26 protein-coding genes are annotated in these 18,369 nt (G+C 38.3%); 1 reads left to right on the top strand and 25 read right to left on the bottom strand.

The window, feature by feature from the left end:
* Positions 1 to 175 precede the first annotated feature (175 nt).
* The 9 genes from FC46_RS05925 to FC46_RS05970 form a co-directional block, all read right to left on the bottom strand.
* Positions 176 to 1,063 (bottom strand): GH25 family lysozyme, encoded by an 888-nt coding sequence (locus tag FC46_RS05925; RefSeq protein ID WP_057798806.1) that lies wholly within the window; start codon positions 1,061 to 1,063, stop codon positions 176 to 178.
* Positions 1,063 to 1,434, bottom strand: coding sequence for a hypothetical protein (locus tag FC46_RS05930; protein WP_057798808.1), 372 nt, complete (start codon positions 1,432 to 1,434; stop codon positions 1,063 to 1,065). The genes FC46_RS05925 and FC46_RS05930 overlap by 1 nt, the downstream gene beginning before the upstream one ends.
* Positions 1,431 to 1,670 carry a hypothetical protein gene (locus FC46_RS05935; protein WP_157046787.1) on the bottom strand — a complete coding sequence of 80 codons (240 nt, stop codon included), beginning with the start codon at positions 1,668 to 1,670 and terminating at the stop codon, positions 1,431 to 1,433. The genes FC46_RS05930 and FC46_RS05935 overlap by 4 nt, the downstream gene beginning before the upstream one ends.
* A gap of 8 nt (positions 1,671 to 1,678) precedes the next feature.
* Positions 1,679 to 2,074: a hypothetical protein gene (locus tag FC46_RS05940; protein WP_157046788.1), complete on the bottom strand. Its 396-nt coding sequence runs from the start codon at positions 2,072 to 2,074 to the stop codon at positions 1,679 to 1,681.
* 34 nt (positions 2,075 to 2,108) lie between these two features.
* A complete protein-coding gene (locus FC46_RS05945; protein ID WP_057798812.1) occupies positions 2,109 to 2,315 on the bottom strand; it encodes an XkdX family protein in 207 nt (68 codons plus the stop codon).
* Complete coding sequence (locus FC46_RS05950; RefSeq protein WP_057798813.1) at positions 2,315 to 2,773, bottom strand: hypothetical protein; 459 nt, start codon at positions 2,771 to 2,773, stop codon at positions 2,315 to 2,317. Before FC46_RS05950 ends, FC46_RS05945 begins: the two co-directional genes overlap by 1 nt.
* A gap of 293 nt (positions 2,774 to 3,066) precedes the next feature.
* Positions 3,067 to 3,441, bottom strand: a complete 375-nt coding sequence (locus tag FC46_RS05960) for a hypothetical protein (RefSeq protein ID WP_057798815.1) — start codon at positions 3,439 to 3,441, stop codon at positions 3,067 to 3,069.
* A 63-nt stretch (positions 3,442 to 3,504) separates the two neighbouring features.
* Positions 3,505 to 3,858 carry a hypothetical protein gene (locus tag FC46_RS05965; protein WP_057798817.1) on the bottom strand — a complete coding sequence of 118 codons (354 nt, stop codon included), beginning with the start codon at positions 3,856 to 3,858 and terminating at the stop codon, positions 3,505 to 3,507.
* On the bottom strand, positions 3,837 to 4,238 hold the full coding sequence (locus FC46_RS05970; protein WP_157046789.1) for a hypothetical protein: 402 nt from the start codon (positions 4,236 to 4,238) through the stop codon (positions 3,837 to 3,839). The genes FC46_RS05965 and FC46_RS05970 overlap by 22 nt, the downstream gene beginning before the upstream one ends.
* 103 nt (positions 4,239 to 4,341) lie before the next feature.
* On the opposite strand from FC46_RS05970, the gene FC46_RS10105 reads away from it, so the two are divergent.
* Positions 4,342 to 4,443: a type I toxin-antitoxin system Fst family toxin gene (locus FC46_RS10105; RefSeq protein ID WP_157046790.1), complete on the top strand. Its 102-nt coding sequence runs from the start codon at positions 4,342 to 4,344 to the stop codon at positions 4,441 to 4,443.
* 159 nt (positions 4,444 to 4,602) lie between these two features.
* On the opposite strand, the gene FC46_RS10280 is transcribed toward FC46_RS10105, so the two are convergent.
* The 16 genes from FC46_RS10280 to FC46_RS06045 all read right to left on the bottom strand — a co-directional run bounded on the left by FC46_RS10280 (position 4,603) and on the right by FC46_RS06045 (position 18,364).
* A complete protein-coding gene (locus tag FC46_RS10280; protein ID WP_057798819.1) occupies positions 4,603 to 6,363 on the bottom strand; it encodes a pyocin knob domain-containing protein in 1,761 nt (586 codons plus the stop codon).
* A gap of 6 nt (positions 6,364 to 6,369) precedes the next feature.
* The gene (locus FC46_RS05980) at positions 6,370 to 7,020 is read right to left on the bottom strand and encodes a putative phage tail protein (RefSeq protein ID WP_057798821.1); all 651 of its coding nucleotides are present in this window, start codon (positions 7,018 to 7,020) and stop codon (positions 6,370 to 6,372) included.
* A complete protein-coding gene (locus tag FC46_RS05985; RefSeq protein ID WP_057798822.1) occupies positions 7,013 to 8,158 on the bottom strand; it encodes a baseplate J/gp47 family protein in 1,146 nt (381 codons plus the stop codon). Before FC46_RS05985 ends, FC46_RS05980 begins: the two co-directional genes overlap by 8 nt.
* On the bottom strand, positions 8,148 to 8,603 hold the full coding sequence (locus tag FC46_RS05990; protein WP_338033561.1) for a DUF2634 domain-containing protein: 456 nt from the start codon (positions 8,601 to 8,603) through the stop codon (positions 8,148 to 8,150). The genes FC46_RS05985 and FC46_RS05990 overlap by 11 nt, the downstream gene beginning before the upstream one ends.
* The gene (locus tag FC46_RS05995) at positions 8,587 to 8,946 is read right to left on the bottom strand and encodes a DUF2577 domain-containing protein (RefSeq protein ID WP_057798823.1); all 360 of its coding nucleotides are present in this window, start codon (positions 8,944 to 8,946) and stop codon (positions 8,587 to 8,589) included. Before FC46_RS05995 ends, FC46_RS05990 begins: the two co-directional genes overlap by 17 nt.
* Positions 8,919 to 9,986, bottom strand: a complete 1,068-nt coding sequence (locus tag FC46_RS06000) for an XkdQ/YqbQ family protein (protein WP_057798824.1) — start codon at positions 9,984 to 9,986, stop codon at positions 8,919 to 8,921. The genes FC46_RS05995 and FC46_RS06000 overlap by 28 nt, the downstream gene beginning before the upstream one ends.
* Positions 9,983 to 10,684 (bottom strand): hypothetical protein, encoded by a 702-nt coding sequence (locus tag FC46_RS06005; RefSeq protein WP_169787532.1) that lies wholly within the window; start codon positions 10,682 to 10,684, stop codon positions 9,983 to 9,985. The genes FC46_RS06000 and FC46_RS06005 overlap by 4 nt, the downstream gene beginning before the upstream one ends.
* A 4-nt stretch (positions 10,685 to 10,688) precedes the next feature.
* The gene (locus tag FC46_RS06010; RefSeq protein WP_057798825.1) at positions 10,689 to 13,781 is read right to left on the bottom strand and encodes a tape measure protein; all 3,093 of its coding nucleotides are present in this window, start codon (positions 13,779 to 13,781) and stop codon (positions 10,689 to 10,691) included.
* A 521-nt stretch (positions 13,782 to 14,302) separates the two neighbouring features.
* Positions 14,303 to 14,719 (bottom strand): phage tail assembly chaperone, encoded by a 417-nt coding sequence (locus FC46_RS06015; RefSeq protein ID WP_057798826.1) that lies wholly within the window; start codon positions 14,717 to 14,719, stop codon positions 14,303 to 14,305.
* A gap of 13 nt (positions 14,720 to 14,732) precedes the next feature.
* Positions 14,733 to 15,209, bottom strand: coding sequence for a phage tail tube protein (locus FC46_RS06020; protein WP_057798827.1), 477 nt, complete (start codon positions 15,207 to 15,209; stop codon positions 14,733 to 14,735).
* A gap of 13 nt (positions 15,210 to 15,222) precedes the next feature.
* Entirely contained in the window at positions 15,223 to 16,674 is a 1,452-nt protein-coding gene (locus FC46_RS06025; protein WP_057798828.1) for a phage tail sheath family protein, read from the bottom strand.
* Positions 16,675 to 16,851, bottom strand: coding sequence for a hypothetical protein (locus FC46_RS10245; RefSeq protein WP_169787533.1), 177 nt, complete (start codon positions 16,849 to 16,851; stop codon positions 16,675 to 16,677). It lies immediately after the preceding gene.
* Entirely contained in the window at positions 16,826 to 17,236 is a 411-nt protein-coding gene (locus FC46_RS06030) for a phage tail terminator family protein (RefSeq protein ID WP_057798830.1), read from the bottom strand. The genes FC46_RS10245 and FC46_RS06030 overlap by 26 nt, the downstream gene beginning before the upstream one ends.
* Positions 17,233 to 17,634: an HK97 gp10 family phage protein gene (locus tag FC46_RS06035; protein ID WP_057798831.1), complete on the bottom strand. Its 402-nt coding sequence runs from the start codon at positions 17,632 to 17,634 to the stop codon at positions 17,233 to 17,235. The genes FC46_RS06030 and FC46_RS06035 overlap by 4 nt, the downstream gene beginning before the upstream one ends.
* Positions 17,631 to 17,993 (bottom strand): hypothetical protein, encoded by a 363-nt coding sequence (locus tag FC46_RS06040; RefSeq protein ID WP_057798833.1) that lies wholly within the window; start codon positions 17,991 to 17,993, stop codon positions 17,631 to 17,633. The genes FC46_RS06035 and FC46_RS06040 overlap by 4 nt, the downstream gene beginning before the upstream one ends.
* Positions 17,990 to 18,364, bottom strand: a complete 375-nt coding sequence (locus tag FC46_RS06045; RefSeq protein WP_057798834.1) for a head-tail connector protein — start codon at positions 18,362 to 18,364, stop codon at positions 17,990 to 17,992. The genes FC46_RS06040 and FC46_RS06045 overlap by 4 nt, the downstream gene beginning before the upstream one ends.
* Between the last annotated feature and the right edge of the window lie 5 nt (positions 18,365 to 18,369).

Genomic DNA, 18,369 nt, shown 5'->3' on the forward strand with positions numbered 1-18,369 from the left:
TGGAGCAACAATCCAGTGGGCTATTAATTTTCCAAAATTCAAATTTGTACATCATTTGTACATCAGCTAATATTTTATTCTAAAACCGCTATAATTTATAGAAACTTTTCATTTTCTACCTATACAAAAAAGACCCACACCAGAGAAATAAATCTCCAGTGTGAGTCTTTTTTACTTATTCAATTTTACCGGTAGAATTACCGTTCTTATCCTTAGCTACGATATAACCATAACCTTTAGCCCGTGGTTGTCTTAGCCATAATCGCTTAGGGCCTTGTAAAGATGCATCAAACTTAATAACGCTACCTTTCTTAAGCAAAGCGATATTCTTACTATCAATGTGAGGACTTTCATGTAAATGTAAATCTTCACTCAACGTAAAAGTACCATTCTTCTTCACCCATTCTGATTTAGCAGCAGTAGTTTTCTTAGTACCGCTAGAACTAGGGTTAAATAGCTTAATTGCATTTTCAGTAACACTAATTGAGCCATCAACCTTGTAGCCCAGTAAGTTATCAGTGTATTGCCACAAGTCCACGTAGTCAGCACTTGGGAAGTAATTAAAGTCAGGGTTCTTATCCGCTGCTCTACCGTTTGCAAGAGGGTAAGAAGCTAACCAGAAGAAGTCCATATAAGGCTTGATAGCTTTAAGATTAAAACCTGGTAGCAAGTACTTATAAGTGTAAAAACCTGCTTTGTAACCGGCTTTCTTAATCTCTTTAAGGAATGCAATCACGCTGCTTGTAGGCATACCTTGAATCTCAGCATCTAAGATAAGCAGCGTTCCTGGTTTAACATTAAACAAACTCTTTGTGTTGCTGATAAAATACTTTGCTTCACTTACTGCTTTAGCATCGTTGGTAAAACGTCCAAAGTGATAAAAAGCAAAGCCCTTTACACCACCTTCAGCAGAAGTGTTTACAAGCTGTTTGGCACATTCATTAACATAATTGATGTTTTCAGTGACTTTAACAATTGCATACTTAGCGCCAATCTTTTTATATTGAGCCGCTGTCAATCCTCTTTGATAGTTAGCTAAGTCTAGTACAATTTCTCTACCCATTACTTATCATCTTCTTTCTTAAAACCGACTTCAGTGGTTTCTTCATTCTCCACATCGCGTCGTTCATTCACAGCCATTTCAATGGCACCGGCAGCAACATCTTCATTATTGGCTACTACCTTAGCCACTTCACCAGGTTTATCTTCAACAGCCTTGGTGAGTACCTTAGTGGCTTCAGATTTCTTTTCTTCTTTGCTACCTTTTAAAGTATCAAATTGAGCAACAATCATCCGTGCTAAATCAAAAACATCATCAGTGGTTAGCGGTTTTTTGGTTTTGTAAACTTTTTCGATTAAAGTTAAAAAACCAGCAATGATGACAACAAAAATAGCCACCACAGTGGCTACATCAACAATATTCAAACTACTCATTCTTTTTTACTCCTTAGCTTAAGCCTTGCTATTTGATCTTTTAACTGCCGGTTCTCGTCTCTTAGCTTGTCTATCTCATCCTCTGCAGAAATCCATCTATTAAAAAAGTCATCCGTATCACGTTTCTTTTTTGCTTCTTTGTGCTTTATATACCATTGAAGGGCACCAACTAGCACAGACACAATGCTTCCCAGAGCGCCAGACGTGAAAATTAAAACCCAGTCTGTATTTCTCACACCGGCACTCACCTACTTTCTTTCATCTTTGTATCACGTTCTTCAAGCTTATGCTCTTGTTCTCCGGTTAGTTTTCTACTGCTTATAGTGTTAGAACCTATAATGTAAAAATTTATAAGTAAAACAGTGATAAGTGTCATACCATAGCCCAACATGTGGGGATTATGAAAAACGAACCCGTGAGCAAGTTCAAGAAAGCCGGTGAAACCCAGAAAGCCACACGCAGACAGTAGCCACACGATGTTAGCTTTATCAGGGAATTTGCGTTGAACAGCAACATAGATTAAGCCTAAACCAGTAAACAGAGCCCAGGTTCCAACAAAGTCAGAATTATAGAAAGGCGCCATGTCAGGTGGCCACGAATAGTAATTGTCATTTAAGATCAAATTTAATCCATTAGCCACCAGGTAAACACCTACGATAATATGAAGAAGACTATTAGTTAGCCTTGGTAGAAGTTTTCTTATCAGCCTTTTCATACTTCTCACCTGTTGCTTCTTCGTAGTACTTAGCTGGTAACAGTCCTGCATCAACTTGTGACTTTAGGTAGTCTTTACCAAACCAACCCCAGCGGTATTGTTGAACAGTACTTTCGTATAATGGGGTTAAATCAAATGGAACGAAAACAAAATCAAAATTTAACATTACTTGTCACCGTCCTTCTTTTGAGCTTCAGTAAGCTTGTTAACTGCTTCAGTAACAGTCTTCATAGCTTGTGTCATTTGAGTACCAAAGACATTAAATTGCATACCGAGCTGGTTGTTTTGACGGTTAGATTCTTGGATGGCGTTCTGCAAGTCATCGATTTGCTGATTTCTTTCACTTACTTGTTGCTTGTAATCTTCGTTTGCCTTGATCAAACTCTTGATCTGCTCATTTTGTTGTGCAAGAACAGCGCCTTGACTAGTTTTGTCAGCTTCAATCCAACCGCCAGTTTCATTGCTCCAAACTGGATCTGATAAATCTTCACTAGGTTTTTCAGTGTGTACGTGCCATGGAAGTTCCTTGAATTCGATGTCAGTGTAAATTGCGTGACATCTTAACTCTTTAGTGCCCGCATCAGGGTCACTGTAGTAATAAACAAATAATTTCTTTTCAGCCATTTTATGGCTCCTTTCTGTATTAAAAAAGCTCGCAGCGACACACTACGAGCATTAATATTGCATTTCGGTGATTATGTTTATTGGTATTGCAGAATAGCCATTTGTTGAAGCATTATCAACTTGGATATAAAGCATTCCGATTTTTGTGTTGTATTGCCAACCGCAAACACTATAAGCAGGTTGGCTTGTTGGTAGTTTGACAAACTCAGAATTTAGAAAAAACAATCCGAACATACTACACTCTCACCGCCTTTCCAGCGATGAAAGTGTAGAAAATACCTATAGGACGGGCTTTACCCCCCGAATTCATGTTTCATTACATCACTTGCTTTAACGAGGACATTATCAGTGCTGTTGTACCCGTTGCTTGATCCTAACCAATAACCGCTAAGAAAAATATAAAATTCTCCTTGACACAACGTTAAACTGTGTAAGGTAGCAGTTTGGCTCAATGTATTTGGTAATGTATCAGTATCATAAGGCTTGGTAGATACGTTGGATAGTTTAGACAACCAACTTGTAGTTCCACCCGCACCACTTGAGTAATAGATTGTATAATCCCTAGTTTGTATTTTTTTGCCAATTAGCGAAAAATCAAAAAAATGATCCGCTAAAATTTTGCTTGATGTAAATTCGTCACCTACGAAAATCAGCTTTTTTACAGACATGCTTTCACCTCATCTCTCGAAGTGAAAACACGCTTGTAAGCTTGATATAAGTGGGTTAGCGGGCTATTCGATACCCCCCCCATTTTTCACATAGTCGCTCCAATTGTAGAAAGATATTCGACCACTGCTTCCGCTTGGTAAAATATCCATCTGTTCTTTTTCAAAAATAAAAGGTTTATCTAAGCTAAATAATAAACCGTCCGAACTATTATATAGCATTGTTACCGTTCCTCGTGGGACGCTGTTAGTAGTGCTCCTTTTCAGTGCATAAGCATCGGAAGATTCTGAATAGTCTTTCCAGAAACGGTAATTATCATAGTCATAAATTCTAACCTTGCCGTTTACAGCTCTAATTTTTCTGTTAACAGCAACTTCACCCTCAAACCAATCTTTGCCTAAAAAACGTAAGCCTGCCATGTTGTCTCCTTTCTAAGTCGTGAGACAGCATGACAAACCTTTAATATAGTGTTAGCTAATACCCCCCCGTTTAGTAAATAATCATTCCAACTGTACAGTATCAAGGATTGACCGAATGGGTCATAGCCGTCTTCATTTGGATCTAGCGTTTGAAAGCCAAACAAATAACCGGCACTTGAGTTAATCACTACACCAATAGTACTACCGGCTTGTACCGTTTCTTTGCCTTTGCCTACTAATCTTATAAAGTCAGTCGCATTTGCATAAGAATTGATTGCATACTTTCTAACGCCACTTATTGTGTTAGACAACTTAGCACCAACGATAGGCAATTCCTTAGTAGAATACCAATCTTGCCCTACAAATCTTAAACCTGTCATGCTGTCACCTTCCTTTCTATAAAAAAAGACCCACTTTAGTGAGTCTAATTTGCTATAATATTTTTCGGTAACTGTGCCTCCCGCTTGAAAGGAGGTGAGTTTCATGTTTAAGGACCTTTTTCAATTGATCATCGCTCCACTAATTGTGGGGATAGTGCTTGCACTATTCGATCAATGGTTAAATGATCGTCATGATCGCAAATAATTAACAGTTACCATTTAACCCTCACACTTGAATTACCGGGCGTAAAGAAAAGCATTACCTTGGCAGAGGTAATGCTTTTTGAGTTCATGTTTTTTAATAGAACCTTTTTCAGTTACACAGTAAGTGTAACACAATTCTGAAAGAAAAACTATTATAGCATCATTTTTCAAAAACAGCCAAGCGTTTGCCGGGGCGTTGAGCTTCCCACGCTTTCGCAGCATTTCTATCAGTAAACTTTTGAACTTCAAACTTATCTTCCTCAAGCCGGCGAATTCGGTACTCATAATCTTGTAAATTAGGTGAATAAATGTAACCTTCCGCATTGATTGATGCTTTTTCCACTCCGTTACTACGGAAAGAAACTTTATTTGATGCATCGTCGCCTAGATCAATAGCTAAATCGAGATTGTCGTTACCATTCTGATCACCGTAAATTTGAGCAGTGTCAGTACCACCAGCCCAGACAAGACCACCTAGATTACCGGTTCGATCATCAATATTGCCACCTATCCAATTAATAGTTGAGCGCAAATTCATATTGCCACCGGCTAAAGCTAAACGGGCATTTAAAGCGTCATTAACCTGTGCTTTGGTATAAGTATCACTTGAATTAGCTTTATTATTAACCGAATTCCATAATCCGTTAACATCTTCCTTAGTAGCTACCTGTTTCCACGCTTGCCATGATCCGCCTGATTGCATTCGATAAAATGGTGCGTCACCACTATCAGGGAAGTAAATTTGCTCAATTCTTGCATTAAGAGCAGGAACTACAATCAAATTACCCCATGAAACTGACGGAGAATTATTACCGCTTGAAGGACTGGTAATATAAAAGTTTCCAGGCGTGGTCAAATCATTAAAATCTGGGCTGTCTTTCTGAATTCCATTTTTGAAAGTATTTAACGCTGCAACTTGACCCATTGTGTCCTTAAGTTTTGCTGCAGTCCAGTCAGCATTCCAAATATTGAAGGCATAACCGCCGTCGGCTTGCTTAGTGGCATTAGCGCGAACATCTACTACATTGCCTTGCTGGTTCATCCCTTGCTTGTTAAAAAACGATCTGGATAAAATAGTATCGATATCAGACTTGCTGTAAACTTCGCTTGTATTTGCTTTGCTGTCCATAGCATTTTGAGCCTTGTTATCAGCATTTCTAGCCATTTCCTTGGCTTCTTTAATACCGTTTTCTGTTTCCGCTTTGTTAGGTATTGCGGTAACATCAGCTTTGCCTTTTAGCAACTCGTTTAAATCATCGATGTTCACATGCTTAGACAAATCAGGGTTAGGAACAGTTAGATCGATATTGCCATTGCTGTCAGGAGCAATTTTAGTTCCACCATTAAGACTTGCAGTCTTAACAGTCTTACCCATATCTTCCTTATGAGTTTTTGCAAGTGCATCTAAACTTTTAGTAACTTCATCTTTATACTTTTCAAGTTGACCGTGTGTAACTGCAGTGCCTTCATCAATTACTACGTTAACTGCTTGTGCTTTGCCGATAACTAGATACATTTGCATGTTAAATCTGTAAAGAACCTTATCAGCAAAGCTAGGCATATATTCAGGTGAAACAGCGGTGGTTACAGCGTAAAGGATTTCATTTTTTGCGCCTTCTTCTTTAACATAAAGCCCGATAATTCGAATTTGATAAGCATTAGTTAAATCTTTGTTAGTAAAGCGTAAAGAAACACCAATCACAGCGTTATTACTTTCTACTTCTTCGGCGTCCATAATTGTACCGTTTTGCATAATATTAGGTACATTAGTTACTTCTTCTAAGTCTTGAGTAGTCTTATAACTCCAATCTTCAGCCGAAGTAACAGCCCTAGTAATTTCAAACTTTGCTTGACCGGCATTAGCTTTTTTAGCAAGCTCAAGACCGGCACGAGTTAGAACTGTTTTGTTATATTGTGACAACTTTTATCACTCCTTATAATTTTGATTTTCGTAATCTACAACTGTATTTGTTTGGATATTAGTACCAAAGCCCAAGTATAAAGTTGCTTCAGTCTTATTAATGAAGTTTTTCTGATCAGTATTAGCCTGAGCAATTACATAAGTATCAGCGGTATTGACAATATCCAAGTAAATAGCATTAGTTACTTCAACCTTGCTTAAATTAATCCGGATATCATAAATCATGTTTGCTGGTAAAGTGATGTTAAGCATGTACTTAATACTGTTTACCTTATCTAGTGATATATCAGTTGATTTAGCTTCAACTAAAGCTAGTCTTTTTGCATAATCAACCGTTACATTCGCTTTTAGATTCATGATTTCAAGTAAATGATTTAAATACCTTAACGTTAACGGTTTAGGTGGCAATAATCTTAAAAGTACGTTGTTACGTCTGGTTTCAAGACTTGCCCCATGCTCTGGTACTATTCCAGCTTGATCTTCAAAAACAGCAATACCTTTTTCATCGGCTTGAATAATAAACTGATTAAGCAAAGTTCTATTAAGTTTTTCATCAAACTTGAATAGCCCTTTTGATTGAGCCTTTAAAAGTTCCTCCATTTCATACACACCGTTGTAATAGTCCGGCATGTACTTTAAGAGTTCGTCTTTATCCATTTACCGTCACCTCACCCAGAACTGGAATTTGTGAAGTGGTATTGTTAAACACTAGTTGTAAATCTTCATCTTTGCTGCTTAATTTAGGCATTGTAGCGTTTGCCACACCTTCAAGCATCATTACCCTAGATAAGATTTTGGAGCGATAAACAACCATTGAGTAACCTCTACCAACAGTAGGATTTACCGTACTCCATTCTCTACGTAAGGACTTAAACAACTCTTCAAGTGTGTTTCTCACCTTAGCTCTAATACTTTCAATATTCACACTATCAATGATGGTTACATTCATAGAAACATCAATCTTCAATGTTTCTGGGGCTACTACAGTAACTCGATGGTCAATTGGAGCTAAGCCGTAACCTTGAGTTTCTGCGCTTTCTGGATCAATTTCTTCTTTAACTTTTTTAAGTAACGTAGTACTTGCCGGCATTAAATCGTTATTTAAGATAACTAGTTTAACTGTACCTGGACCGTCCCAAGTTGGATACACCTGGGTTGCTCCAACATCTTTTATTTTGCTAGTCATGTCTAAGTAATCCGCGATGTTACCCCCGTAGGCTACCCATGAGTTGGAATTTAACAATCTTGCTCTTAAGTGTTCATCGCTTTCAGCATCTCTAGCAGGGATAGTAATTTCAATAATTTCAGCCCACGCTAAATTATCATTAGGCGTTACCGGTAATACTTGACCAAGATAGCTATTAGGCGCTGTGCCTGCTTCTTCGGCTTGCATTTCTGCTGTACCGTCTTCATTAACCTTAGTGACTGTATAAAAAATAGGCGATTCCGCTATACTTGCGAATCTATCGCCTATATCTACTGTAACCGGGTTACCATCGTCATCAGTAAATTTAGCTTTCACTTCAGTGTTGGTAGCTAAATATCTACTAGTGCCATGCTCAACCGCTCGGTAGTCCAAAAACTCACCTTGAGCGGTTTTAATGTACGTTTCTCGTATTACATTAGCTAAAGACAGTGATTGTTGAGCGCTCACCATAGCTGCAGGAGCTACAGCATCATAGATAATTGAACCCTCGCGTTTATCAATATCATTAGGGACATTATCAAGCATTAAATTAAGCCAATAGTCGTAATTTTGCGCTTCCAGTTCGTTTGCTAAATCTTCAGGATTCATCTACTAAGTCCACCTCACTTTCAAAACCAACCCGCCCGTAAACAGTGTTAGCGTAGCCCTCCACTATGATGGAATCGCTGTTTAATTGTTCACACCGTGTGATATCAACGCTAGTAATTCTATCATCTGCTTCTAATGCTTCTACAGTCATTCTTTCTGCTTCAGACACCGCATAATCAATGGTTTCACCAATTAATTCAGGTAAGTCGTTACCATAATCTTCATCGTAAATTTGATATACAAAGCGTTCAGTTTTTAAAATTTTATCTACAGCTTGTTGCATTGCATCAAGTTCATCAGTCATAGACCTGATTCGCCCATTTACAACTTTAAAGGTATAGGTAGGACTCGCAGTGTCTTCTTCATCGTCTAAATCATCATCATCTAAATAAGCATCTTCCATCAACGCTCCCACATTTAATTCTTCATCAGAATCCAAAGCCATCTTCACCTAACCTTTCAAATAGATAAAATTGTTGTCCGCCATCCATGCGAATCATAGTAACTTTATCGCCGGCTTTTAATGAGTTATCAAACTCATACTCTGCAGATACCATGTCACCTTGTAAGTCGCTGTCTTTTGTGGTTTTGATCTTAGTTTTGCCTTTGAGTTTAAATTTACCGATATGTTTACCTAAAATAATAAAATCATCAGTTAAGACCATGCTATTAGATAGCTGCACCTTTAAAGGGCTAGCACTGCTTACAACACCGAAAACAACATCAGAATAATCACTAGCCTTGCCACCCCGTTTAGTCATCAACTCATAGAGCCGCTTACCTGCCATGATTTACCTACTTTCATTGTTAAATCTACAGTATAATCTTGCCCAAAATGATGGGTAGCTTTCAGAATTGGACAATCCTTAAACTTTTTCTTGTAGTCTTTAATGCTAATTGTGACGTAGTTGCCTGGTATTAAGTCAGTACGACCAACACAAGTGATTTTTAATTCCTTGTTTGCCATATTACGATTTTTAAGCTCGTTTTTGGCTTGTTGGATCATTTGAGCATCATTAGCCTTCTTTTTAGCATTTACTACTTTTTGGAGTTTTCCCCATTGCTTGCTGGATGGCATTGATACTGTCTTTGATTTAATCGTAGTATTCTTCGGATCATCTTTACTAGTCTTAGTTTTAGAGGTTTTCTTTGATTTTTTAGCATCTTTTTTGACAACTTCGACAACATTATAGGTGTTATCAATATCAACGCTGTAATCATAGTCAATTAACCCAGACTGGTCACCAATCACAATATCAAGTTTCTTATAAGGAAACTTTCTTAATTCAACCGTGTCATAGTGGTCAAAAATCAAGTAATGCTTATGAGTGCTTTTAGTAGTAGTACTAATAGCGCTCTTGATCATGTCAAAGTATGTTTTACCATCGTTAATTTCAGCTTTACATTTATGACTAGCACTAGCTACAACTTTAGCTTTAATCCCGGCTCTTTTACATACCTCTTTAAAGCGATCGCTTAACGTTCCAGCCTTAAATACGATTGAATCTTCATTCTTCAAGTATCGGCTAGGACCATAGCACTTAACATTAATGTTATGGTCTTTATCAAAGCCGTAATTAAAAACGTAGCCATAAAAGATTTTTGTCTTTTTCCAGGTGAAGGTAATGATGTCACCAGTGTATGGAATAACCGGTTTAGTATCAAAGACTAACTTAAACTTAAATTCTGTAGCGGAAAAATTGGTGTCAATATCCCAAGTAATAGAATCATCAACCACTAAATCACTAATATCATAGCTTGCCCGGCTTTTCGAGTGCGTGAAGTGAGTAGACCTACGCCTTAATGTCATTTTGATATTATCGCTCATGATCTCTTAACCTCACTCATCTTAACCCAACCTCGAGCCTTGCCATTGATTCCTACACATACCGGATATTCACGACCAGGCACAATATACAAGATTTCACGTTTGGCATTTTTTTCATACATTCCTGCACCCCGACCATAACTGTCGGCGTGCAAACGACCATTAACACTCACTGTAGAGCCTACGCTTATTTTCTTAGCAGGCTTAGAACGGCTCTTACTTTTTTTGGAACGCCCACGCTTTTTAGGGTTCTTTAGCTTTTTATAGCCAAACTTTCGATATTGCTTTAATTCCAAAGTGTAGGCATATTCATCAGCCCAACCGTTTTCTAGCCCATATTCAAAGCTTGAAATAGTCATCAACATAGAGATATCCGTTTTGGTAACTACGAATCTAACTTTGTGATTCTTACTTTGAATCTTCTTGATTTTCTTAACGTAAGTTGCTTGCTTGTGTGGTGTTTTAGTCGCCACATAGTGAGCGCCTACGGTTGGGAAAACAGATTTAATTTCAATATCAACAAGTTTGGTTTTACCGGGAATATTTACTTCACCCAGATTAACAATAGTTTCGGAATGATCGTCTGTTTCATATTTGAGTTTTACATCGCTAGGATTAACCGGAATTTGTAAATTTTCCCCAGTTGTTTGATCTTTGATATAAAACTTCATGCCGCTTCTATCCGGCAATTTAACCACCTCACTAACTTAATGATTTATCATCTAACTCAATAATTTTTTGTTCAAACATTTCTAGCAATGTTTCTGCGTCTTGTTCAGGATTACCAGAACTATTGATCACAATTGCCCCCGGAGCAATGTTGACTTCGCTAGAACTAGTTGTTCCGCCACCATTGTAATTGTTAGTATTGTAAGAATTTGGCTTTAAGGAGCTTGATCCTACAGTATTTAACCCGTTAACAGAGCGGTAAGAACCTGGATAAGCGCTATTAATCATTGCTCTACTACTTTGGCTGATTAGCCCTCTCGTAGAGTCCATACCAACAGCCATACCTTGACCAATAAAACTACCGACTTCAGCAAATAACCTTGAAGGTGAGTGAATTTGTGCGGCCGCTCTTGCAGCCCTATTAGCTTGCGCTACCAACTCATTAGCTGCTGCAGCAACTGCTCCAACTTGAGATCTAATGCCATTTGCTAGACCTTGACCAATCATTACACCTGCAGCTTGCATTGCACCTGCAGCACTTCTAGCAGCTGCTACAGCTTGATTAAGTGCACTACGAACAGCTGCACTAATTTGAGCACCACCTGCTCTTGCAGCTGCAGCCGCTTTGCTCATACCTGAACGGACAGCTGAAACAACACCACTCATATTAGGCTTCTGCACCTTAGGAGCTGGAATAGTCTTTAATTTTGGCATTTTAGGTTGTGGCACTTTCGGTGTTTTAACTTTAGGTGCCGGCATTGTTTTAGCTTTGGGCATCTTTGGTTGTGGAATTTTAGGAGCTTTTACTTTAGGTGTTTGGATTTTCTTTTTGCTAATTGCATCCATTTGCTTGTTAAGCTGTGCAGCATCAAATTTCGCGCCTACTTTAACTTTTTTATTACCTTTAGTAGCATTGCTAAGTTTATTTTTTACATTAGATGTATCTACATCAGTTTTCAGTTTAACCTTCTTACCACTTGCTGATTTTTGAGCATTTCTTATAGCAGTGCCGATTGTTTTTTCAGTAGTAGAAAAATCAAGTGGATGAAAATTCTTTTGCGCATTACTAAAGGCTTTACCAGCATCTGCAAAAGTCTTTCTAGCACTAGAAAAAGAAAAATCGCCATGGGCTATATCTTTAACAGCATCCCCAATGCCGTGGAGTCCTTGAACAAAACCTTTAACCGCACTAAAGGCCGCAGTTACTCCACTAACAATGTTTTTAAAAATATCCACCACCATAGCTAATCCGACCAAAACGCCGGTCCCTGCGATTGCGCCTAAAGCTGTAACGAACTGTTTAACCGCAGGTATAGCAGGCTGAATAGCTTGTCCTATTTGACCAAAGACTTGACCAATTGGAGCTAAAGCTTGTCCTAATCCGGAAAATGCCTGACCTATTACTTGACCGAAGTTACCGAAGGTTTGTTGAACGGTATCTCTAAAGCCCATAAAGTTTTGTTTCCACGCACTTACGGCACCGACAACTAAAACAGTTACACCACCGATAATTGCACCTATTGGAGAAAATACCGCAGATAATGCACCAGATATTGATGGTGCTAACGCAGTGAATGCACCTTTAATCATCTCGATTTTACCGAGAATACCACCCATCCCCCCTGCGAGGTCTGCGCTTCCACCTAGCATTTCTGAAAAGTTAAACGCACTTGAAGCAGCAGCTTCTTTTTTTACATCCCCAAAAAAAGTAGACATTCCTTTTGAAGCCTTACCGAAAGAAGCTGGAAGCTCTGAAACTCCTTTAAACGCCGACCCAAAACCGCCTTTTATCAAGCTTAAACCAGATGCAATACTAGAAATAGTTCCCGCTACAGAGTCCACACCCTTTAGTAGCATTAACGAACCAGCAAAGCTAGCAATAGCAGCACCTACAGCTTTTATTTGTCCGGGGCTCATTCTGCCTATTGCATTAGCAATGTTTGTAATTATTCCTGCTACTGCAGATATTCCGCTCCCCGCCAGTTTGCCAATATTAGTGAAGAAATTGCCACCTTGAAAACCGCTGATTTTTGAAGTAACGCTCGTTATTGAATCAGCTATAGCGCCAAAAGCTTGCCCTACTGCACTAAGTGCACCGGATGACTGAAATCCTTGAAATACATCTGAAATAGCATTTTTAATATTTTCCAAGATAGGTTTTACACGGTTGTAAGCATTGCTGATATTGTCAAAAATTTGATTAACATCAATCTTGCTTAGTGTATTAGCAATTGAATCGCCTATAGAATCAAAATTTAATTTACCCAGTCTATCTGTTATGCCTTCAACTGCTTTGATACCAACTTTTCCGACCTTGTCAAATTGTGGCTGTAATTTATTAGCTAAGGTTTCTTTAAGGCCATCCATTGCTTGACCAACAGTTTTATACTGAGTGGCCATCTTGGAAAAATTAGCATTAGTACCGGTCTTAGCTACAGCATTTAAGAAGTCTTCAGTTTTAACTTTTCCGTCCTGAATATCTTTAATTAGCTGTGTTGTACTCTCGCCCATTGTCTTAGCAACTGCAGAAATACCAGCTGGGGTTTGCTCGAGCATTAGCTTAAAGTCTTGCCACTGAACTAATGGCTTAGCGGCCATTTGGGTGGCTTGCTCGCTTAAAGTCTTCATGGCTTGCTGTGGATTGTCTGAAGCAGCGGCTAAACCACCGAATCCTTTAACAAGTTGAGCAGTATTTTTAGTACCAACAGCGGCTAACTGAGCATAAGTACTAGACATATCAGACGCACTATAAATTGTTTGCTGAGCAAATTTCTGCATATCAGCCTTAGCTTTAGATATTTGAGTATCAGACGCACCAAGTTGATGCATGTTACCTTCGAAAGTTTGCCACGACGTGGAGGCTTCGTTTAACTCACCGATCATAGAGCGAACACCTGAACTAGCCAAGCCCATACCTTTGCTAATTAAATTTCCAACAACAACACCGCCAGCCATAGACTTAAAAAGCCCACTACTAGATTTTTCGGCGCCACTAAATGCGTTCCCGCTCAAAGACCCTTTCAAACGACTAAAACCAGATTGAACGCGAGAAAGACCCGCTGAAAGTTTATCTAATGGACTACTAAAAGCGTCTGCAATCCTAATCGTTGCACTAATTTCCGGCATAAATTACCTCCTTTCTTTTGTATAAAAAAAGGACACGGTAGATTGCTTACCGTATCCTCACCGTAACCGTCTCTTTTCTTACTCTCCCAAGGGTTTTAGAGATTTTTTGAAGAAAAGTTACGGAAACTTTCTGACAAACTCTTTAAGGCTATTATTACCTTATATACTATATATTATATTATTTTATTTACTTTTATAAGATATTTACTGTAGTAGTATAACTAAGTATACACACTATGCTCTAGATCAACATTTTCAAAGGTTACGGTTACCGTATCCTACTGTGACCGTCTGTAACCAAAAAAAGCGAGACTAAGCCTTTCACATTTGCTTAATGTGTTATGCCTTAGCCTCTCTTTCCATTTCTTTCTGTTGTTTCTGTTCTTCTTCACTTCTTAATTCAAGCGACGCAACCACGATGGCTTTCTCTCTTTTGCTAAGATCCGCCCACTGTCGTGGTGTCCACTTATATACATTGAGCACATTGTTATAAATCGCGAAGTCGCCACTTGAATTATTAATTAGTTTTTTGCTTCTTCCACTAAATCGATATCACTATCTTCATCCAATCCAGATAAATCCATAATCTTTTTAGCTAAAACATTATATTCACCAGCAAGAAGCATAGCCTCTAAAGTTCCTGCTGGGTCACCATAAGTACCGTAATGCTTTTGTAATTCCTCGTTCTTTAGATTTGGAACTACCACACAAGCTTCGATCAACTTGTCATTGAATTTTTCTTGGTCAAAAACTTTATGTTTAGTTCTAGTGGCTCTATTAAGTTCGACTGTTTGAGAATCTTTTCTTAATTCTTCTAGTTCCTTTTCGGTTAAAGACTTAATTTTAAAAGGCGTCTTAAATCGCTTAAGCTTTACCTCTTTTTCTTTTACTGGACTTTCAACATCAATAAAATCTGCTACGTTAAATTTTTCAGCCATTTATATTTTCTCCTTAATTAATTCCGCTAAACGCTTGTACTAAGTGGATTCCTTCAAAAGTAAAGTCTGCAGACATATCCATTACAGTATCATCAGCCTTAAAGTCTGCCACTGGGATTTCATCTAAGTTTACTTCATCAAGTTGAATAATTTGTTTGCCAGCTTTTGAAGTTGGATCATCGATCGTGAAAGTGATCGTAAAGTATAAGTCCCCTTCTTTCATTGTGTAAGGAATACCATACTTTAACCAATTAGAGTTCACCACGTATTGGCCAAGTGTACCTGTACCATCTACGGATGTGGTCTTGTGCTTAGTCCAGTGGTCACCCAGGACTTGAACCTTTTCCTTATTTTTTTTGATATTGATTTTCAATTCTTTGCAGTCGATTAAATTGATAACATTACCGTCAATAGTAACGGTAACTTTAGCGTCTTTTGAAGAAATAGTATCTCTACCATGAAGAACCTGTTCTAAAGTAGTTGCTGCCATTTAGTTATCCTTTCTATCTCACGATTAAGTTAACGTAAAGTTTTTCCATCGAATCTACTGGAGTTACATATAAATCCATTAATACTGCGTCCTTATCATCACCTTGAGCCAAGCTTAAGTCATTAGGGTCAAAGTCACGAATCATGTTTTGTGATTCTAATCCAGATAAGTAACTCACACGGTTAGCCTTGAACAGATCGCGTCCAAACTCGTTGCTGCTTACTTTACCCAAGAAACTAGTTTCAAACGTTTGAGTAGTATTAGTACAGATTTCATCAAGCGTTCTAATAATACGGTTCTTACTAAAGTCTTTAGGCTTAGTGCTCGTGAATTTAGTAAGTGAATTGATATCTTGCTCAATCACTACACGACTTCCAGAACGAGTGGTAAAGACAATTTGACCAGCCTTCAGTGCTTCAATAGTCTTATCATTGTTCAATCTAGGCTTAGCTTCAGCGGCATCATCAAGTTGAGTGTAAGTTAGTGCTTGATCTGGTGTAGCACTAGCACTCATACCAGCGAAACGTGCAGTAGCGATGTTAGGACTGATTACAGTGCCATCATTAAGTACATAACCGTTTAAAACGGTTGATACACCTTCATAGTTATATACGGCTCCACTTTCATTAGGAACAACCGCACGAACCTTAATACCTACGTTTTCACGGAGTAACTTAATTTGTTCTACTAAAAGCTTATGAATGTTGCTTGATTCATCCCATCCAGCAGTAGTTGCTACAGCGTAGAATTCGTTTTCCAAATAATCATTCATATCATCAACAACTTTATTGGTACCATTTGAACCGCCAGCCAAAGTAACAGTTGTAGCATTTTGAGTTAAACCGTTAAAAATTGTGGTATAAATAGGCATTTCACCACCTGCTGCTAATTCTGCATTTAAACCTTCAGGAAATGTGATATCTACATAATCGTTATGTACTTCCAATTGATCTTCTTTAGTCAATTCTGCAGCTTTGATAGCTTCAGCGTTTGCCAAAGGTAAAGTGATCTTTGCTTGATCTACTTGCTTAGTACCAAAGATAGTAGTTACAGTGACATCTTGAGTAGTTGCACCATCAGCCAAAGGGCTAGGAGCAAAGCTAACACTGATGTTGTTGCCTTGTTCACCTTCGTACTTAGCATTAATAGTGTAAACACCATCTTTAGACGCAGTAGATTTAGTACCACCTGCAAAGTCGTTTACAAGCAATACTGTTTCAGCGTCTTTAAGAGCTTCATAAACTGGAGCTAACTCCTTATCTGTATTCTTGTGACCAGTTTTTGCAGTAAAGTCACTAGTTACATTTAACTCAATAATTCCTTTCTTACCCCATCCTAAAGGCTTGTTCTGGAACATCAACAAGCGCCCAAGAGAGGTGGTTAAAACAGGTTTGCCGTCTCCGCGAGTGTTGATATAAACACCCGGACGAACTTTATTCTGAATTCTCCAAGTTCCACCAGCCATTTAAATACCTCCTTTAAAATCTTTAATCGCCTTTTCAGCTTGAGTGATTGTATAAGTCTTATCATCTTCTAAAGCAGCGTTGATAATCGCTGCGTTGTTTGTTCCAGGGAACAAATCAGCTTGCTTAATTTGAGCCTTAGTGTAAACCGGCTCAGTCGCTTTCTTTCGTGTTGGCATTTATCTCTAAACTCCTTTGTTTTATCGAACGATCTGGTTTGTACATCCGTAAAATCAGATCAAATTCACACGTTAGCGTATGTTCGTTCGTATCTACATTAAATTCACGATTTCTTAGATAAGCAAAATCAGTTAATACAGAAAAATTGTCCATTAGCAAAGATTCCATTTCATAAAGCTGATCTGTTGTTTCAGCGAAATAAACGACTTGATATGGAATATTCCGAACTTCATGATCAAACATTTCGGGTTTGATGTTTGTATTGCCTGCTCTGCCTAAAAAGAAACACGGTTCCTCAAACCCATTGGGCTGACTCTCTGTGTAAATCGTTGTATCTGGTGAGATGCGTGCTAACTCATCCGCTATTCTTTCAATTATTGTCATGATAGTAAATCTCTAAAAGCCCACAATCCAGGGGTTATCAGCTCTGGTAGTTGAGCGTTAATCTCACTTAACGAGTTCTTCATGAAGAATTGCCCAGCTACCCAGCCTTTACCACCTCGTGTTCTATGCCCTCGTTCAACGTAAGAAGCATATTCAGCGTTGTTGGTTACTTTGATAACCCAGCCACCGCCACCATAATTAGGACCATCAGCAGTCCAAGAACGGCGGAGTTGACCAGTATCAACAGGCGAATTGTTCTTTAGCGTCTTCAATGCTTGTGTACCAATACGTTTGGTGCTTTTACCAATTTCTTTCTTGAGATAATCGCCATCAATTTTCATCTTGACACGATTAGCCCATGCTTGAAAATCAGCATCATCAACAGTTCCTGAACTCATGCTTTCTCATCCCTTACCATAGCTATTTCTTGATGACTGTAATACCCTGTATATCCACGGCTGGAGCGTTTGTATTTAGTAGTATTACCATTTTGATCAGTAACATAAATAACCGCCCCAGCTGGTATATCAATACCGTTGCGAATCAATAATTTAGCGTCTGCTTCATCAGTGCCGAAAATAGTTTGAGTACTGGAAGATTGTCCCTTAAGGATAGCCTTGCAAGGCTCATTCTCAACGATTGTAGTTTCAACGCTATTGGTAATATGATTCTTAACGACTTTCTTAGTACCAGTTATTTTAGCCTTATCCGTCCATAACAACGGAGTTGCCTTTTTTAAGCCTTCAAATAAGCTCATTTTGGCAACCTCCTGAAGTTATTTAAGATATTAGTGTAATTATCCGTAATTGGATTTAAACTCTGCAGAGCCATGTAAACGTCGCTTACAGGCCTAAATGTTACGGACGTATCACCCTCGTTAAGTGATTGAATGTTTGCAGAATTATCTTTTCCATAAAGGGATTCATTCGTTTTAAGAGCTTGAAGAGTCATGTTAACCACTACTGTAGTTAATTCGTGAGGTAGTTCGTCAAGTGAAATATTACAATAGTTAGCAACATCATTCATGATCTTATCAACAGTAAAACCAATGATTTCATCATAATCAGGATATTCATCACTGTTAGGAATCAACAACTTAACTTTACTAATGATATATTCTTTATCCATTCAAT

Source organism: Lactobacillus kalixensis DSM 16043 (assembly GCF_001434335.1).
Taxonomy (GTDB): domain Bacteria; phylum Bacillota; class Bacilli; order Lactobacillales; family Lactobacillaceae; genus Lactobacillus; species Lactobacillus kalixensis.

Excerpts from the sequence above, each read along its gene's own strand:
- FC46_RS05925 (WP_057798806.1), bottom strand. The coding sequence starts at position 1,063 with ATGGGTAGAGAAATTGTACTAGACTTAGCTAACTATCAAAGAGGATTG.
- FC46_RS05930 (WP_057798808.1), bottom strand. The coding sequence starts at position 1,434 with ATGAGTAGTTTGAATATTGTTGATGTAGCCACTGTGGTGGCTATTTTT.
- FC46_RS05945 (WP_057798812.1), bottom strand. The coding sequence starts at position 2,315 with ATGTTAAATTTTGATTTTGTTTTCGTTCCATTTGATTTAACCCCATTA.
- FC46_RS05950 (WP_057798813.1), bottom strand. The coding sequence starts at position 2,773 with ATGGCTGAAAAGAAATTATTTGTTTATTACTACAGTGACCCTGATGCG.
- FC46_RS05960 (WP_057798815.1), bottom strand. The coding sequence starts at position 3,441 with ATGTCTGTAAAAAAGCTGATTTTCGTAGGTGACGAATTTACATCAAGC.
- FC46_RS05965 (WP_057798817.1), bottom strand. The coding sequence starts at position 3,858 with ATGGCAGGCTTACGTTTTTTAGGCAAAGATTGGTTTGAGGGTGAAGTT.
- FC46_RS05970 (WP_157046789.1), bottom strand. The coding sequence starts at position 4,238 with ATGACAGGTTTAAGATTTGTAGGGCAAGATTGGTATTCTACTAAGGAA.
- FC46_RS10105 (WP_157046790.1), top strand. The coding sequence starts at position 4,342 with ATGTTTAAGGACCTTTTTCAATTGATCATCGCTCCACTAATTGTGGGG.
- FC46_RS05980 (WP_057798821.1), bottom strand. The coding sequence starts at position 7,020 with ATGGATAAAGACGAACTCTTAAAGTACATGCCGGACTATTACAACGGT.
- FC46_RS05985 (WP_057798822.1), bottom strand. The coding sequence starts at position 8,158 with ATGAATCCTGAAGATTTAGCAAACGAACTGGAAGCGCAAAATTACGAC.
- FC46_RS05990 (WP_338033561.1), bottom strand. The coding sequence starts at position 8,603 with ATGGCTTTGGATTCTGATGAAGAATTAAATGTGGGAGCGTTGATGGAA.
- FC46_RS05995 (WP_057798823.1), bottom strand. The coding sequence starts at position 8,946 with ATGGCAGGTAAGCGGCTCTATGAGTTGATGACTAAACGGGGTGGCAAG.
- FC46_RS06000 (WP_057798824.1), bottom strand. The coding sequence starts at position 9,986 with ATGAGCGATAATATCAAAATGACATTAAGGCGTAGGTCTACTCACTTC.
- FC46_RS06010 (WP_057798825.1), bottom strand. The coding sequence starts at position 13,781 with ATGCCGGAAATTAGTGCAACGATTAGGATTGCAGACGCTTTTAGTAGT.
- FC46_RS06015 (WP_057798826.1), bottom strand. The coding sequence starts at position 14,719 with ATGGCTGAAAAATTTAACGTAGCAGATTTTATTGATGTTGAAAGTCCA.
- FC46_RS06020 (WP_057798827.1), bottom strand. The coding sequence starts at position 15,209 with ATGGCAGCAACTACTTTAGAACAGGTTCTTCATGGTAGAGATACTATT.
- FC46_RS06025 (WP_057798828.1), bottom strand. The coding sequence starts at position 16,674 with ATGGCTGGTGGAACTTGGAGAATTCAGAATAAAGTTCGTCCGGGTGTT.
- FC46_RS10245 (WP_169787533.1), bottom strand. The coding sequence starts at position 16,851 with ATGCCAACACGAAAGAAAGCGACTGAGCCGGTTTACACTAAGGCTCAA.
- FC46_RS06030 (WP_057798830.1), bottom strand. The coding sequence starts at position 17,236 with ATGACAATAATTGAAAGAATAGCGGATGAGTTAGCACGCATCTCACCA.
- FC46_RS06035 (WP_057798831.1), bottom strand. The coding sequence starts at position 17,634 with ATGAGTTCAGGAACTGTTGATGATGCTGATTTTCAAGCATGGGCTAAT.
- FC46_RS06040 (WP_057798833.1), bottom strand. The coding sequence starts at position 17,993 with ATGAGCTTATTTGAAGGCTTAAAAAAGGCAACTCCGTTGTTATGGACG.
- FC46_RS06045 (WP_057798834.1), bottom strand. The coding sequence starts at position 18,364 with ATGGATAAAGAATATATCATTAGTAAAGTTAAGTTGTTGATTCCTAAC.